Annotated in this window: 12 protein-coding genes; 6 read left to right on the top strand and 6 right to left on the bottom strand. The window is 60.8% G+C overall.

Annotation, left to right across the window (positions count from 1 at the left end; genetic code table 11):
- Positions 1 to 32 precede the first annotated feature (32 nt).
- From M0D67_RS06050 to M0D67_RS06035, 4 genes are all read right to left on the bottom strand, one after another.
- Complete coding sequence (locus M0D67_RS06050) at positions 33 to 1133, bottom strand: hypothetical protein (protein ID WP_266237867.1); 1101 nt, start codon at positions 1131 to 1133, stop codon at positions 33 to 35.
- Positions 1130 to 2851: a HAMP domain-containing sensor histidine kinase gene (locus M0D67_RS06045; RefSeq protein ID WP_266237865.1), complete on the bottom strand. Its 1722-nt coding sequence runs from the start codon at positions 2849 to 2851 to the stop codon at positions 1130 to 1132. Before M0D67_RS06045 ends, M0D67_RS06050 begins: the two co-directional genes overlap by 4 nt.
- Before the next feature lie 18 nt (positions 2852 to 2869).
- Complete coding sequence (locus M0D67_RS06040) at positions 2870 to 3499, bottom strand: response regulator transcription factor (protein ID WP_266237863.1); 630 nt, start codon at positions 3497 to 3499, stop codon at positions 2870 to 2872.
- A gap of 112 nt (positions 3500 to 3611) precedes the next feature.
- A complete protein-coding gene (locus tag M0D67_RS06035) occupies positions 3612 to 4658 on the bottom strand; it encodes an OmpA family protein (protein WP_266237861.1) in 1047 nt (348 codons plus the stop codon).
- Positions 4659 to 4835: 177 nt separating this feature from the next.
- Here M0D67_RS06035 and M0D67_RS06030 point away from each other — a divergent pair, with 177 nt between their 5' ends.
- From M0D67_RS06030 to M0D67_RS06005, 6 genes are all read left to right on the top strand, one after another.
- Entirely contained in the window at positions 4836 to 5591 is a 756-nt protein-coding gene (locus M0D67_RS06030) for a TetR/AcrR family transcriptional regulator (RefSeq protein WP_171926536.1), read from the top strand.
- Positions 5588 to 6547 carry an HlyD family secretion protein gene (locus M0D67_RS06025; RefSeq protein WP_266237858.1) on the top strand — a complete coding sequence of 320 codons (960 nt, stop codon included), beginning with the start codon at positions 5588 to 5590 and terminating at the stop codon, positions 6545 to 6547. The genes M0D67_RS06030 and M0D67_RS06025 overlap by 4 nt, the downstream gene beginning before the upstream one ends.
- Positions 6544 to 7497 (top strand): ABC transporter ATP-binding protein, encoded by a 954-nt coding sequence (locus M0D67_RS06020; RefSeq protein ID WP_154557966.1) that lies wholly within the window; start codon positions 6544 to 6546, stop codon positions 7495 to 7497. The genes M0D67_RS06025 and M0D67_RS06020 overlap by 4 nt, the downstream gene beginning before the upstream one ends.
- Entirely contained in the window at positions 7494 to 8636 is a 1143-nt protein-coding gene (locus M0D67_RS06015) for an ABC transporter permease (RefSeq protein ID WP_266237856.1), read from the top strand. Before M0D67_RS06020 ends, M0D67_RS06015 begins: the two co-directional genes overlap by 4 nt.
- A 12-nt stretch (positions 8637 to 8648) precedes the next feature.
- Complete coding sequence (locus M0D67_RS06010; RefSeq protein WP_266237854.1) at positions 8649 to 10100, top strand: efflux transporter outer membrane subunit; 1452 nt, start codon at positions 8649 to 8651, stop codon at positions 10098 to 10100.
- Between the two features lie 208 nt (positions 10101 to 10308).
- The gene (locus M0D67_RS06005) at positions 10309 to 13482 is read left to right on the top strand and encodes a tetratricopeptide repeat protein (RefSeq protein WP_266237851.1); all 3174 of its coding nucleotides are present in this window, start codon (positions 10309 to 10311) and stop codon (positions 13480 to 13482) included.
- Positions 13483 to 13506: 24 nt separating this feature from the next.
- Here M0D67_RS06005 and M0D67_RS06000 read toward each other — a convergent pair whose 3' ends face one another.
- On the bottom strand, positions 13507 to 14346 hold the full coding sequence (locus M0D67_RS06000) for an ABC transporter permease (RefSeq protein ID WP_154557968.1): 840 nt from the start codon (positions 14344 to 14346) through the stop codon (positions 13507 to 13509).
- A gap of 24 nt (positions 14347 to 14370) precedes the next feature.
- A complete protein-coding gene (locus M0D67_RS05995; protein WP_266238274.1) occupies positions 14371 to 15639 on the bottom strand; it encodes an ABC transporter permease in 1269 nt (422 codons plus the stop codon).
- Between the last annotated feature and the right edge of the window lie 61 nt (positions 15640 to 15700).

Genomic DNA, 15700 nt, shown 5'->3' with positions numbered 1-15700 from the left:
GCCCTACGAGCAATCCGCTGGAAAGGATTAAATTACTGTCGGCTGCCGCCGGTGTGGAAGGCGGCGGGATCGTCGGTGATGCGGCGCTGGGTCATGTGGTCGTTCCAGCTGTTGTCGAGCGGCGTCGCGGCACGAATGGTTGGCGACGGACGGTGCTGTTGGGCGGACCAGTTCCGCCACGGCGCGTCATCGGTCGAAACGTTGTCATGTAAACGTGAGGCGCCGGCGGTCCACTCAGGCTGCTTCGAAATGGCAGGCTGCGTTGCCGGATGAGTTGCCCGGCTCATGGCCATACGTTCGTTGACGTGAGCCTCAGACAAGCGCGCCACCTTGACCCGTTTCGCTGGTTTTGCTGGTGGCGTCCCGGCTTCGCCGTCACGTGCAATGACTTGCACGGTCTGCTTTGGTAAAACCTGTGCAACCTGCTTCGGCACGACGGAAGACAACGGCCCAGTCTCGACAACCAGGCTTGCCGAGGCCGCCGCCGGCGCGGCAGACGCAACTGCCGTCACTTGCACGGCCTGCTTGGGTGCGGCCGGCGACACCGGCGGCAATGGCTCGTCCGGCTTCGGCATAGCAGGAGACACCGGCACAGCCTGAGCGACATGAGTCTTAGCCGCCGCGTCCACACTTGCCGAAGCCGCCGGTACCGCGCTCGCGACGACCGTCTCGGCTGCAGGCTTCCCGGCGGCAATCTCAGCTTGCCAGGCTGCAACGGCCGGCGTCACAGACGCCGTTTTCACCTTCTCCGCTTCTTTCATCGAGCACGTGACCAGCAACCATGTCAGCGCGATGGTGCAACCGGCGAAAATCGACGCCGCGAGCAGATGATCCGAGCGCGACGAGCGCGGACGGGTCGTCGTGCTCATTTCCAGATAACGCTTTGCCTCCGCCAGCGCGGCGTCCCAACGTCCGTTGTCCACGCGTTGCGGCGGCGCCTTGTAGAACAGAATGTGCTTCGCGCCCGGTGGAAACAGGAACGCCCGTGCCGGTTTGGCAACCTGCTCTACGGCCTGTTGCACAGCCTCGCGCATTACACGCCGACGCGTACCAAACGGCGGCGGCAGCCCATCGAATGGCCGCGGTAGCGGGATCGTCAGATCGCCCTCGATCAAGGCTAGCGGTCGAGTCATTGCAGGTTGCTCCGGTGCGGGTCGATCGCCTGATCAAGTTGCATCATCAAGGTCCCAGCGCGCTTCGCAAGTACGTCGATTGCGTCTGCTTCGGGTTCCGGCTGTGCGACGCTGGCTTGCCGCAATGCATTCATCAAACTGGAGGCGCCGACCAGCCCCACCGCTCCACTCAGCCTATGAAGCGCAGCGCGCAATAAGGCGACATCGCGACCGTTACGCATGGAGTGCATCCGTTCCAGGTCATCGATCATCGAACGGCGCCAACCCTGAATAAACGTGTGTAGATCAATGCCTTCGTTCGACAGCGCGTCAAGATAGTTCGGGTCGAACGATTCAACTGGCGCGCCCGCCGGGCCCTGCGCCAACTGTGCAGCAACAGCTTGTCGCGGCACCTGAGCATTGCCGGTCGCCTCTTCTTCCGCAAATGAGAGCAAGGACTCAATGGCGAACGGTGCAGCGAACGTCGCGCAAGTACCGAAACCCGGCTGAGTCTCAACGGTGAGTTCGCCACCCATGCGCTGCGTAAGTAGCCGGCAGAGTACGAAGCCAGCGTCACCGTCGCAGTGCGGCTGGTCTTCTACGCGTTCGCCTGCACTAGATAACCCGGACAACTGCGTTTGCGCCGAAGGCGTGGCCCTCTCACCCATGTCTCTCACGCTGATGAAAATGCGCTGCGAACCGACGTTCAGTGGTTGGGCCCGCACGGCGATCGTGATCTGTCCGTGTTCGGTCGCCCGTACAGCACGGCTCAACAGATGGAAAACAATCTGACCGAGCCGAGCGCTATCGGTGAGGACGCGCGCGGCTACCGTTCGGTCGATGCTCACGCTCAAACGCAAACCGCGCTGTGCCGCCGCGGGTAAGAACAACACAACGACGCCATCAATCAGTTCGCGCAAATCCGTTGAATCTTCGTCGAGCACGATTTCACGCGGTTCGATTGGCGCCCGTGAAAGCATGTCCTCCAATACACGAACGCATGTCCGCACCGCGGATTGAATTTTTCTTACCAAGGTTCGTTGAACGGGTGTCAGCAAGGCTGTGTCGAATCCGGCCAGCAGACCAGCCAGCGCGGACAATGGGCCACCAACAAAGTGACGCATGGTAGTCAGGATACGGTCACGCTCCTGCCTTGCAGCGGCGGACGCCTGCGTGCCTGCCGCAGTGCGTGCGGCTTGCTCTCGCGCTTCGACCGCGGCATACCGGCGCTGCCATTCAGTTTCGGTGCTCCGCAGCTTCCCGAAGACGAGTTTCAGCGCAGTGCGCGCCCGGCACCATCCGCCGAACGCAACGATGGTCAGACCTGCGAGGGCAAGCAGTACGGCGAGCAACGCGCGCCATGCGGTCACGTCATTGCGCACTTCAACGGCAAGCGTGTCCTGCGAGGCGTGTGTTTCATTGTCAGGCCCCGTGCCGACGGCATGGGTATCGACAGCAACGCCGTAAGCGTTGGCGCCGCCAGCCTGCTGAGCTACCGTGCCCACCGTTTCGCGCGCTGCAAGCGCGGCAACCGGGTGGGGATCGCCAGCGAACGGCGCGCGGGCGCCTTCTTCCACCAAGGGCGCAGCATTGGCGCGCATCGAGACAATGCACAGTAACGTGAAGGCAAAGAGGCTGCCCAAGACGGTCGCGTAGCGGATAGAGGCCGTACGTGCGGAGAGGGAAAAGCGGCACGCGCGATCTTGCGCGCCCGCAGGAGAACCAAACAGGCTCATCATGTTAATAGCCTGCGGAACTCAATCGATCAGTCTTTGCAGCGAAGCAAATTCAATCAACCCTGCCAGGGACGATAGACCCAGTTTTTCCTGGATGCGGCTTTTGTACGTGCTGACCGTCTTGTCGCTCATGAACAGCGCGTCGCCGATCGCCTTGTTCGACATGCCCTTCGACAGCATTTGCAGGATGACGAGCTCCTTATCGGACAGCAGTTTGAGCTTGTCTTCCTCGCCGGCCACGGACGCCCCCCCGCCACCACTGCCGGTTGACATCGGGAAAACGGTGTAACCCGCCAGTACGGCCTCGACCCCACGCAGAATCTCCTTCATGTCCTGCGACTTGCCGACGAAACCTTGTGCGCCCGTACGCATCGCGCGCGGCGCAAAGGTCGCTGGATCGTGACCCGATAGAACGAGCACGCGAATCTGAGGATGCGCCAGTTTCAGACGGGGGATGACATCGAGCCCGTTGATACGCGGAATATCGAGGTCGAGAATCGCAAGATCCGGCGTGTGTTGCCGAGCCAGCTCGACCGCGACCTGTCCGTTATCAGCCTCGATAATCTCGCTGATGCCTAGCAGTTGAGAAAGGTGAGTCTTGATCACCAGCCGCAGCGCGGGATGATCGTCCACAATCAGAATGGTAGTCATTTTCTATTTTCCTAAGGATTCCACATCGTCCAACAGCCCATGCGCGCGAAGATGGGTTTGACGAGGGTACGCATGGGGTTGCGAGCAATAAGGGGGCGCGCCGGCTAATGGGTTAGCCCTGATCACGCACGAAATCGATCTCGACACGCCGGTTCGGCGCCAGGCATTGCACCAGTTCATCGCGCTTCGTCTGCGAGCATTCCGCAAGCGGATTTGCTTTACCGTGTCCCTGTGCCGTTATAGGCAACGTCACGCCGTGCTTGCGCAGATATTCCCGCACGGTTTGCGCGCGCTGCAACGAGAGCTGTTGGTTGTACGCGTCGCTGCCCAGACGGTCGGTGTAACCGTTGATGTGTAACTGGCGAATGCCCTTCACCTGCTGCAGACCCGCTACCACTTTGTCGAGCTGTGCCTTGCCGCCGGGCAGCATGCCGGCTTCGTCGCCGCCATTGAAACGGAATACCGAATCGGCTCTGAGGGTGATTTTTTGCGGGGCCGCTGGCTCAGCTGTCTGCTGCGGAGCGCATTGCAACGCCGCTTCCGCCGATTTCTGCAATTCGGTTTGAATACCCGGCAGTGATTTCTCGGCAGCCGCGAAATTGCGTGTCCATGCGTAGTGCCCGGCATGGATCAGTTCTACCTCGGCACACGCGAGCGGCTGTTGTGCCTCCGGGCAACGGGCGGTGGCTGGATCGCTCTTGATCACATTGACGATCTTCCACAGGTCGGGACGCACCGTCGACACCGTGCGCAGTTCCGGATTGGCAGCGGACAACGTCGTGCCGTCCTGCAGCCCGATCGTTATCATCGCCGCCTGGCCGATGGCCTCCTGGACAAAGCCCCATTGGTCACGGGCGCGCCACTCCTGCTGTCCGGCATTAATCCAGCATTGAGCCTTCGCATGGAAATAACCGTTCTTGTCACCTGGCAATGCGTCGAGCTGCTGTTGCAACGCCGTGAGTGCCTCGCCGCCGCTTGCGATTGGGGCATAGGCGCTCAACCATTGGGGCGTCGGCGCGCCTGCGGCCGCGTCTTGTGTCGTCCCAAGGCCCGTCTTCAGAACGGTCGGATCTTCGATACCGAGTCGGTCTCGTGCGGCCTGCCCCGCGCAACCCGACAAAGCCAGCGCACATGCCAGCAGCGTTAACTGAAATTTCATGGAATCCTTGCGAAGAACGTATTCACTTTTAAGAAGTTTTGAGTATGGGCAGGCGCAAAGCGGCATGGAATGGGAAGATTCCTAGAGTTCTGTCAGATGAACAGGTCATCTTTGATGCGGGCTGCATACAGCAACACCCATCTTGAATTTAACTAACTCATCAATTAATCTGGATTAATGAACCCGACACGTTCTCCCGCGAAGCCACTCGGCCGCCGCCCGGCCGTCGAGGATTTCGATGTGCGCGAACACTTGCTCGACACCGCGACGCGGCTCTTTTCCGAATGCGGCATCGCGGCCACGACGGTCGCGCAGATCGCGAGCGAAGCGGGCGTCACATCGGCACTGGTCCATTACTACTTCACGAATCGCGAAAAGCTGCTTGACGCAGTGGCCGACGAGCGGCTCGCCCCTGCGGCGGAATTCGTCTGGCGCCCGGCCGTTGAAGACGCCACGAGCGATCCCTTCGCGCTGGTTCACGAATTCGTCGCGCGCCTCTTTGACGTGACGGACCGCATGCCCTGGTTGCCGCCGCTCTGGCTGCGCGAGATCGTCAACGAAGGCGGCCTGCTGCGTGAACGAATGATGCGACGCATCCCGTTCGACAACATCAAGCGCTTCGGTAGCCGCGTTGCACACGCTCAGCAGGACGGCACCGTCAATGGCAACCTGGAAGCGATGTTGCTATTCAACTCAGTTCTGGCGCTCGTGATGCTGCCGCTCGCCACAGCAAAGATCTGGCAAAACGCGCGGGGCCTGCCCGTCATCGAGCGCGATGCGTTGCGCCGGCATGTGATCGCACTGCTGATCGGCGGCATGCAGCCAGCCCCACATGCGGCATCGGCGCCAGCACACGCACGAGCACAGCAGCAGCCGAAGCCTCCATCAGGACGCCGCAGCCGCAAAGACACAGGAACAGGGAGCCCGTCATGAGTCGTCCGTTCAGCGCCTGCGTTTGTCTGCTGCTCGCGGCGATGGCTCTCGCAGCCTGCTCGCATCGCGACAACAATGTCTATCAAGGCTACATCGAGGGGGAGTTTGTGTATCTCGGCTCGTCGCAGTCCGGCAAGCTGGCGCAGTTGGCGGTCGCACGAGGGCAGACGGTTGACGCGAGCGCGCCGGTATTCACGCTCGAGTCCGAGGACGAGACTGCCGCATTACAGCAGGCACAACAGCAACTCGCTGCGGCACGCGCACAGCTAGCCGATATCCAGACCGGCAAGCGCCGTCCCGAAGTGAACGTCACCAAAGCGCAACTCGCTCAAGCCGTCGCCAATGCGCGCAAGGCGGCGTTGCAACTCACGCGCGATGAAGCGCAGTACCGCGCAGGCGGCATTCCAAAAGCGCAGCTCGACGATTCGCGCGCCAACGCGGACGCCGCCGCCGCGCAGGTCCGCGAACTCAGCAACCAGGTGGATGTCGCTTTGCTTCCCGGCCGTTCGCAGCAAATCACTGCGCAGAGCGCGCAGATCGAGGCCGCTCAAGCCGCCGTCGTCCAAGCTCAATGGAAGCTCGACCAGAAGCGCGTCAACGCACCAGCGAAAGGACTCGTCTACGACACGCTGTATCGCGTCGGCGAGTGGGTTCAGGCCGGCAATCCTGTCGTACAGATGCTGCCACCGCAGAACGTGAAAGTACGCTTCTTCGTACCGGAGACCGTGGTCGGCAAGCTCGCACCAGGCAGTGCGCTTTCCATTCATTGCGACGGTTGCACCGCTGACGTCCCGGCGAAAATTACGTACATATCGAGCGAAGCCGAATACACACCGCCGGTGATCTACAGCAACGAGAACCGCGCGAAGCTGGTGTTCATGGTCGAAGCCCACCCTTCCGCCGCCGATGCAGTCAAGCTGCACCCCGGTCAACCCGTTGCGGTGAGCCTGCAATGAACCAGCCCGCACCGCAACCTGCGCAATACGCGATCGACGTGCACAAGCTCAACAAGCACTTCGGCGATAAACATGTCGTGAACGACGTGACGTTGCAGGTCGCGCGCGGCGAGATTTTCGGCTTTCTTGGACCGAACGGCAGCGGCAAGACCACCTCGATCCGTCTGATGTGCGGGCTGCTCACGCCCGACTCAGGCAGTGGCACCTGTCTCGGTTACGACATAGTTCGCGAGAGTGCGCAGATCAAGCGCAACGTCGGCTATATGACGCAACGCTTCTCGTATTGGGACGACCTGACGATTCGCGAGAATCTCGACTTCGTCGCCCGCATCTATCAGATGGCGAACCGGCGCGAGGCGGTTGACCGCTCGCTCGAATCGCTCGGTCTGCAAAGCCGTGCGGATCAGTTGACCGGCGCGTTGTCCGGCGGCTGGAAGCAGCGGCTCGCGCTTGCAGCCTGCATGCTGCACGAGCCTCAGTTGCTGTTACTCGACGAACCGACCGCGGGCGTCGATCCGAACGCGCGCCGCGAATTCTGGGAAGAGTTGCATCGCCTCGCCGCGCGGGGCATTTCGGTTCTGGTCAGCACGCATTACATGGATGAGGCCGAGCGCTGTCATAAGCTCGCGTACATCGCGTACGGCAAGCTGCTCGCGCAAGGCACTTCGAAGGACGTGATCGAATCGCAGAATCTCGCGACCTGGACCATCTACGGCGAGCACCTGAGCAAACTGTCGGAACAGTTGCGCAAGACGCCCGGCGTCGATCAGACCGTCGTATTCGGCTCCGCGCTGCACATCAGCGGTATCGACCATGCCGCGCTCGAAACCGCCATCAGACGCGCGACCGAGGGCACGGCGCTGCGCGCCGAGCGCATCGAAACCGGGCTTGAAGACGTGTTCATCTACTTGATGGGCCACTCCACCGACAACTACGGAGCGCAACCGTGAGCACGCGCACCCTGTTCTCGCTGTCGCGCTGGTGGAGCATCGTGCTCAAAGAGTTTTTGCAGTTAAAGCGCGATCGGATCACGTTCGCGATGATCGTCGGCCTGCCGATCATTCAGCTCACGCTGTTCGGTTTCGCGATCAATACCGACCCAAAGCATCTGCCTACCGCTGTCATCATCGGCGACGACAGTACGTTTTCGCGCAGCTTCATCGCCGCGATGAAGAACTCCGCCTATTTCGACATCGTCGAAACCTTGCCCAACGAGGAGGCCGGCCGCCGCTCTCTTGCCCAAGGCCGAGTGCAATTCGTGTTGTCGGTGCCGGTGGATTTTTCGAAACGTCTGCTGCGCGGCGAACGCCCTTCGCTGCTAGTCGAAGCCGATGCGACCGATCCCACTGCGACGAACACCGCGCTCGCCGCGCTGCCGGGCCTTGTGCAACCGGTCGCGGACAAAGACATCACCGGCACGCTCGCTCACCTGAATGGCACTCCGGCCGCTTTCGACGTCCAGGTGCACCGCCTCTACAACCCTGAAGGCATCACACAATACAACGTAGTGCCGGGTCTGATGGGCGTGATCCTGACGATGACGATGGTGATGATGACCGGCCTCGCGATCACGCGCGAACGCGAGCGTGGCACGATGGAAAACCTGCTCGCCACACCTGTGCTGCCGATCGAAGTGATGACCGGCAAGATCGTGCCTTACGTAATGATCGGGCTGGTGCAGGCGTCGATCATTCTGACTGCGGCGCGCTTCGTGTTCGATGTGCCGTTCGCAGGTAGCCTGCTAGCGATCTATCTTGCTGCGCTGCTGTTTATCGCAGCGAATCTGACGGTCGGCATCACGCTTTCGTCAATTGCGCAGAATCAGTTGCAGGCGATGCAACTGACCGTGTTCTATTTTCTGCCGAGCCTGTTGCTGTCGGGTTTCATGTTTCCGTTTGCCGGGATGCCAGGCTGGGCGCAATTCATCGGCAATCTGCTGCCGCTCACGTATTTCAACCGGTTGGTTCGCGGCATCCTGCTCAAAGGAAACGACTGGGCCGACCTGTGGCCGTCGGTGTGGCCCGTGGCGCTGTTCATGGTCGTCGTGATGGGCATCGCGCTGCGCTTTTACCGGCGCACGCTCGACTAGGAGGACCGGTCGATGAAACCGCTCGCTTTCTTGTCCGTCGTCGCGCTGTGCGGTTGCGCGGTCGGGCCGGATTTTCAACCACCGGCGGCGCCGGACACGCAAACCTATACACGTGAAGCGCAACCTGCTGCGACAGTCACAGCCAGCGGTGTGGCTGGAGCATCGCAAGCATTTATCGCGGCTGAGCATGCAACACCAATGTGGTGGAAGCAGTTTCAATCCGATGCGCTAGACCGTCTCGTCGAGCAAGCCCTGCAACAGAGCCCCACGCTCACGCAAGCCCGCGCGAAGCTGATTGAGGCACGCGAAAACTACAACGCGCAATTCGGCGCGACTGCATTCCCGGCTGTCGATGCGACCGTATCCGGCGTGCGGCAGCGGGTCGATATCGCGGCGTTCGGCATTCCGAATGTGCCCAATCAGGGGCCGTTTACGCTTTACAACGCGTCGGTCAGCGTGTCCTATGCGCTCGATATTTTCGGCGGTAATCGCCGGGCGCTGGAAGCGCTCATGGCACAAGTCGACTATCAGTCGTTCGAATTCGAAGCGGCGCGGCTCTCGCTCGCAGGCAATGTGGTTTCGACTGCGATTCGGCGTGCGTCTTTAAAGCAGCAGATCGCCTTGACGCAGCGCCTCGCAGACACCCAGGCCCAGCAACTCAAGATCACCGAAGGACGGCTTGCGGCAGGCGGCGTCTCGCAACTCGACGTGCGCAGCCAGCGTACGCTGCTCGCGCAGACCCGTGCGTCGTTGCCGCCACTTGCGATACAACTCGCGAAGACCGACCACCAACTCGCGATCCTGCTTGGCATGCCGCCGTCGAAGGCGGACTTCGCCGACCTGACGCTCGATTCGCTGCATCTGCCAGATACGTTGCCGCTCACATTGCCATCGACGCTCGCGCGCGAACGGCCGGACATTCGTGCTTCGGAAGCGTTATTGCATCAAGCGAGCGCGAATGTCGGCGTGGCGACGGCAAATCTGTATCCGCAATTTTCCATCTCGGCGGGGATCGGTTCGGAACGCACGAACATTCAGGACGTGGTCAGCGGGCTGAATATCTGGAACTTCGGCCTCACTCTGACGCAACCGATTTTCCGCGGCGGCGAACTGCGCGCGAAGAAGCGTTCTGCACAGGCGGCTTATGATGCGGCGCTCGCTGACTATCAGCAGACGGTGCTGCAGGCGCTGCAGCAGGTTGCGGACACGCTGACAGCGCTGCAGGACGACGCGCACGAACTGCAGGCTCGCGACGAGGCTGCCCAACAGGCGCACGCGAGCCTGGATATCGCACAAGCGCAGTATGCGGCGGGCGGTGTTAGTCAGTTCGGCCTGCTCGATACGCAACGCCAGGTGTTGCAAACCGCGCTCGACCGGACTCGCGCGCAAGCGGACCGGTTCGCCGATACGGCTGCGTTGTTTCAGTCGCTGGGTGGGGGATGGCAGGTGTCGGCGGCGCCGTAGAGATCCGATATTTCGGAACCGTCCTAGAGATCGGCGGCTCCCAAGCATGCACAATCCACGCCGGACGCGCCCCGCCACGCTCCACACACCCCACATAACAGTTTCCTCGTAAGCGTTTCCGAGAGCGCGAATTCGATTGACCGCTTTCGGCCGTTGAACTTGCCGCTCCACTAACACTCGCCCGCCGCTTATGCCATCCCCCTTTCCAATGAGCTCAGACGATCCTTCAGTTTGGTACGAGGAGGCTGTAGAGGCCTATCATGCGCACCGCTTTAGCGTAGTGCAGACGCTGGTCGATCGAATCCTTGGCCACGAGCCGGAGCATGCCCACGCCCTGCATCTGAGGGGACTGTTGGCGCTCGTATCAAACCAGAACCAAGTGGCGCAACGCGGGGTCGAGCGAGCGATTGATATTCGCCCCCACCCGAGCTTCTATAACACCCTGTACGCCATTCATCTCAGCGTGGGCGACTTCGACCGTGCCGTGCAAACTCTCCGCCAGGGTCTCGCGCTTTATCCCGACTTTCCGCGATTCCACTACAACATGGCGTTGACACTGCACCATCTGGATTGCCCTGACGAAGCGGTCATCAGCTACCGCCGGACGCTCGAACTCGATCCAGACAACTCGGAAGCGTGCAACAACCTGGGCCTTGTCTTCAGGGAGCGTGGCGCGTTCGACGATGCACAGCAGTACTACCGGCGCGCCATCACGCTCGCGCCGACCAATCTCAGCGCGCGCAGCAACCTTGGCAATCTCTTGCTGGCCACGGGTCGTTATGAAGAAGCCTGGCCTTATTTCGAAGACCGCTGGGTCGCTTTCAGGGATACCGATGGACGCCCCAACCGAGTACGCCCGCAAGTGGCGCTACCACAGTGGAAAGGCGAAAGTCCGTGTGTGATAAATCGCACGACCAGCATGCCCGAACGTGGCGCGCGCCTGCTCGTCCTTCACGAGCAAGGCTATGGCGACAGTCTCCAGTTTGTGCGCTACCTGCCGCTCGCGCTCGAACGCTTTTCACTGGTGGCTTATGTCTGCCCGCCAAACTTGCGTCGCCTGTATCAGCAGGCGTTGTGTTCGCGCTGGCCCGGTCTTGTGCTGCTCGATGCAGTACCCGCCGATGTCGGCGGCTGGGACTGGTATTGTCCTTTGATGTCTTTGCCCATGGCATTCGGCACTCGTCTGGACAACGTTCCCGCCGCCGTGCCTTACCTGTATGCCGACCCCGAGCAGGCCGCCTGCTGGCACGCGCGATTCGCGGCAGTGCCGGCGCCCCACCTGCCACGCGTCGGCGTGGTGTGGGCGGGCGGTCATTCAGGCTGGGCGGAGGACAAGGTGCGCAGCCTGACATTCGCGCAAATTGCCCCATTGCTCGCTTTATCTCACGTACGCTGGATCAATCTGCAAAAGACAGATGACCCGGAAAAGCGTCCCGACGCTGCAAGCAAAGCGCTTCTGACCGACTGGATGGATGAAGTGACGGACTTTGCGGACACCGCCGCGTTAATCGAGAACCTCGACCTGGTGATCTCTGTCGATACCTCAGTGGCTCATCTTGCGGCAGCAATGGGCAAGCCGATGTGGCTGCTCAACCGTTTCGCGGGTTGCTGGCGCTGGCTGCACGATAGGGACGACAGCCCGTGGTACCCCACTCTGCGCCTTTTCAACCAGTCGCAAAGAGGCAACTGGGACGATGTGCTCGCGCGAGTCGCCACGGCTCTGCAAGAGGCCTTCTCGCCACACGACGCGCGTTGTGAAGAAGAAACGGACACTCGCTCGCCGATTATGCTGACCCCTTCCCCCGTGCACTCTGATGACATCGCAACCTGGTACGGCGAGGCCCAGACAGCGCATCGGGAAGGCCACTTCGATATCGAGCAGACACTCCTTGACCGAATCCTTGTCTGTGACCCGAAGCACGTGGGCGCCCTGTACTCGCGCGGGGTATTGGCGCTTGAGTCAGGTCAATTCGAATCGGCACAGAACTGGATCAAGCGCGCGATCGAGGTTCAACCCGATGCGAACTACTACAACATTCTGAACATCGTTCAAGCCAAATTGGGTGCGTTCGCCAGCGCTATAGAAAGCGCCCAGCGGGCTGTGGCGCTTCAGCCCGACGTCCCTATGCTCCACCACAACCTGGCGACGACACTCATGCAGCAAGGACGTCTTGAGGATGCGGCAATCAGCTTTCGCAGGGCGCTCGAACTCGAACCAGAACGCTTGACGGCACATACCTCCCTCGGCGACGTCTTCATGCAACTTGGCGCATTGGACGAGGCAGAACGTCACTACCGGTATGCCCACACCCTTGCGCCTGCAGATCTCGAAACTCACGCCGCTCTTGCCGTGATCTTGCTCACTGCGGGCCGCTATGAAGAAGCTTGGCCTTTTTACGAAAACCGCTGGGCCATGCATGAGCGTCCCGACCTAATACGCCCACAACTGCCACTGCCGCAATGGAAAGGCGAGAATTCGGACGTGATAAGTCGTACAGGCAGGGCGCCCGATCGTGGTGCACGCCTGGTGGTGGTTGCCGAGCAAGGCATTGGCGACAATCTGCAGTTTATTCGCTACCTACCGTTGGCACTGGAACGCTTTTCGCATGTAGGCTTTATCTGCCCTTCACCCTTGCGGCGCCTGTTCAAGCAGTCATTGTGTTCGCGCTGGCCGGGCTTGACGCTGGTCGATACGAAGCACGGCGGCCCGCGCGATTGGGACTGGTATTGTCCCTTGATGTCATTGCCGATGGCGCTCGGCACCCGGCTCGACACCATTCCGGCCACGACACCCTACCTATACGCCCACGGCAGACAGGCCGCCAGGTGGCGCGTGAGACTAGCCTCATTGCCGAACGCTAACCTACCGCGTGTCGGGGTGGTGTGGGCCGGCAATTCAGACTTGTCGGTGGACCGACAGCGCAGCCTTACATCCGCGCAAATTGCGCCACTGGTGACGTTGCCGCAAGTACGTTGGATCAGTCTGCAAAAGACCGATGACCCGGCAAAGCGGCCCGATGCAGCAAGCAAAGAACGCCTGACAGACTGGACGGACGAACTCAGTGACTTTGCGGACACCGCCGCGCTAATCGATAACCTCGACCTGGTGATCTCCGTCGATACCTCAGTGGCTCATCTTGCGGCAGCAATGGGCAAGCCTGCGTGGTTGCTGAACCGTTTCGCGGGTTGCTGGCGTTGGTTGCGCGGCCGGGATGACAGCCCTTGGTATCCCAGCTTGCGCATTTTCACCCAGTCGCAGCGAGGCAACTGGGACGACGTGCTAGCGCGGGTTGCCGTGGCTCTGCAGCAGCGTTTTCCGCCACATGACGCGCGTTGTGAAGAAGAACGTGGTCTCCCCCACGCAGGAAATCAGACACCTTAATTTTACCCGTGCAACTCGCGACGCTTACGCCGCCACCGCTCGCGCCGCATTCCTTCCCCGCAGCCATTCCAACGCAAGCAACAGGCACGTCGAAAACACAATCAAAATCGTCGCCAGCGCCGCGATCGTCGGGCTGATGTTCTCGCGAATACCGGTGAACATCTGGCGCGGCAAGGTAGTCTGATCCGCGCCTGCCAGGAACAACGTCACGACCACTTCATCGAACGACGTAGCGAACGCGAACAGCGCGCCCGAAATCACGCCCGGCGCGATCACCGGCAACGTGATGCGAAAGAACGTCTTCACCGGATTCGCCCCCAGCGACAAGCTCGCGCGCACCAGGTTGTAGTTAAAGCCTTGCAACGTCGCCGCCACCGTCGTCACCACAAACGGCACGCCGAGCGACGCATGCGCGAGAATCAGCCCAATATACGTATTCGCCAGTCCAAGCGGCGCAAAAAACAGATACATGCCGACGCCGACCACCACCACCGGCACGATCATCGGCGAAATCAGAACCGCCATCAGCAAAGCCTTGCCGCGGAAATTCGCTTTGGTCAGGCCGATCGCCGCCAACGTGCCGAGCACCGTCGCCACGACAGTCGCCGAAGGCGCCACGATAAAGCTGTTCTTCGCCGCCATGCGCCATTCATCCGACCCGATCAGGTTCGCATACCAGCGCAGCGACCAGCCCGGAATCGGATACACCAGAAACGTGCTGGACGAAAACGACAACGGCACAATCGCCAGCACCGGAAGGATCAAATACAGCAGCGTCAGCACGGCAAGCGCGCGCAACGCGAAATACCACACGCGCTCGATCAAGGACGTATGCGGCGCAAACAAGGGCTTGGCAAGTTTCATCGCGAGTAAGCTCCGTTCAGCCAATCAGCCGAGGCTCAGGGACGAACGCGTGAAGCGTCCATAGATGACATACAGCACAAGCGTCGCGGCAAGCAGCAAACCGCCGAGCGCACACGCCATGCCCCAGTTGATCGTCACGTTGGTAAAGTACGCGACGTAGTAGCTGACCATCTGATCATTCGGTCCACCGAGCAACGCCGGCGTGATGTAGTAGCCGATCGCCAGAATGAACACAAGTAGTGCGCCCGCCCCGATGCCCGGATAAGTTTGCGGCACATAAACACGCCAGAAAGCGGCGAACGGATGACTGCCAAGTGAGATCGCGGCACGCTGATAGGTCGGCGGGATCGACTTCATCACGCTATACAGCGGCAGGATCATGAACGGCAGCAGAATGTGCGTCATCGAGATGTACACGCCCGTGCGGTTGAACAGCAGCGACAACGGATCGTGCAAAATGCCGCTCGCAATCAGCGCCTTGTTCACCAGCCCTTCGCTTTGCAGAATCACGATCCATGCGGCCACGCGTACGAGGATCGAAGTCCAGAACGGAATCAGCACGAGGATCATCACCAGATTCGCGCGGCGATCGGAGAGCGTCGAAATCCAGTAAGCAAGCGGGTAACCGAGCAGCAACGCGAAGAATGTCACGACTGCGCCGATCACGAAGGTGCGGCTGAATACGTGAAGATAAATCTGTTGATCCGGATCCGTCTCGATGATGTGACCGAATCCGTCTTGCTTGTGGTCCAAAGAAGCCAGTAGATAAAACGGCGAGTAGGCACCGGAATTTTTCGCGATCGCCTGCCAGTAAGCGACGTGGTTCCAGCGTTCGTCGAGTTCGACGAACTTCGCGTGCGTCTGGGCCGGCGTGAGTGTCAACGGCTTACTGTTGTCGTCGACGAACGGCATCGCGTGAGCCGACTTTGCGACCAGCGAGCGATAGCCTGGAATTTCCACGTTCAACCGTCGCGCCAGCGCGCCCATGCCATCGCTATCGGCAATCGCCGTCAGATCCACGGCCAGTGCAGAGTATGCGGCGTCAGGCGGCAGTGCCTTGCGATCCCAACCGCTCAACGCATTCAGCGTATGCGGCAGGGCGTTCATCACTTCCGGATTCTGCGCGGCCCGCGTCAATAGCGCACCGATCGGCACGACAAAAATCAGCAGCAGAAAAATGGCGAGCGGTGCAATCAGCAACAGCGCCATCGCGCGCTTCTTTGCTTCTGCGGCCTTTAGTTCTCGCTTAAGTCGAACATTCGACTCAGGCGTCGAATCGGCGGCGATCGTCATCGTAGTCACACCTCGTCTCCTCGATCCGGAGTTAGCGCTTTGGCTGTCGGCAGGAGTTAGC

The sequence above is a fragment of the Paraburkholderia sp. SECH4 genome (assembly GCF_030511745.1).
Taxonomy (GTDB): Bacteria; Pseudomonadota; Gammaproteobacteria; order Burkholderiales; family Burkholderiaceae; genus Paraburkholderia; species Paraburkholderia madseniana.
The sequence above is the reverse complement of the archived record's forward strand: the minus strand, read 5'-3'. Positions and strand labels throughout refer to the sequence as shown.

What these genes read in the sequence shown, in the direction of transcription:
- M0D67_RS06045 (WP_266237865.1), bottom strand. Translation starts at nt 2,851, where the DNA reads ATGATGAGCCTGTTTGGTTCTCCTGCGGGCGCGCAAGATCGCGCGTGC.
- M0D67_RS06025 (WP_266237858.1), top strand. Translation starts at nt 5,588, where the DNA reads ATGAGTCGTCCGTTCAGCGCCTGCGTTTGTCTGCTGCTCGCGGCGATG.
- M0D67_RS06050 (WP_266237867.1), bottom strand. Translation starts at nt 1,133, where the DNA reads ATGACTCGACCGCTAGCCTTGATCGAGGGCGATCTGACGATCCCGCTA.
- M0D67_RS06035 (WP_266237861.1), bottom strand. Translation starts at nt 4,658, where the DNA reads ATGAAATTTCAGTTAACGCTGCTGGCATGTGCGCTGGCTTTGTCGGGT.
- M0D67_RS06020 (WP_154557966.1), top strand. Translation starts at nt 6,544, where the DNA reads ATGAACCAGCCCGCACCGCAACCTGCGCAATACGCGATCGACGTGCAC.
- M0D67_RS06040 (WP_266237863.1), bottom strand. Translation starts at nt 3,499, where the DNA reads ATGACTACCATTCTGATTGTGGACGATCATCCCGCGCTGCGGCTGGTG.
- M0D67_RS06030 (WP_171926536.1), top strand. Translation starts at nt 4,836, where the DNA reads ATGAACCCGACACGTTCTCCCGCGAAGCCACTCGGCCGCCGCCCGGCC.
- M0D67_RS06010 (WP_266237854.1), top strand. Translation starts at nt 8,649, where the DNA reads ATGAAACCGCTCGCTTTCTTGTCCGTCGTCGCGCTGTGCGGTTGCGCG.
- M0D67_RS05995 (WP_266238274.1), bottom strand. Translation starts at nt 15,639, where the DNA reads ATGACGATCGCCGCCGATTCGACGCCTGAGTCGAATGTTCGACTTAAG.
- M0D67_RS06000 (WP_154557968.1), bottom strand. Translation starts at nt 14,346, where the DNA reads ATGAAACTTGCCAAGCCCTTGTTTGCGCCGCATACGTCCTTGATCGAG.
- M0D67_RS06005 (WP_266237851.1), top strand. Translation starts at nt 10,309, where the DNA reads ATGAGCTCAGACGATCCTTCAGTTTGGTACGAGGAGGCTGTAGAGGCC.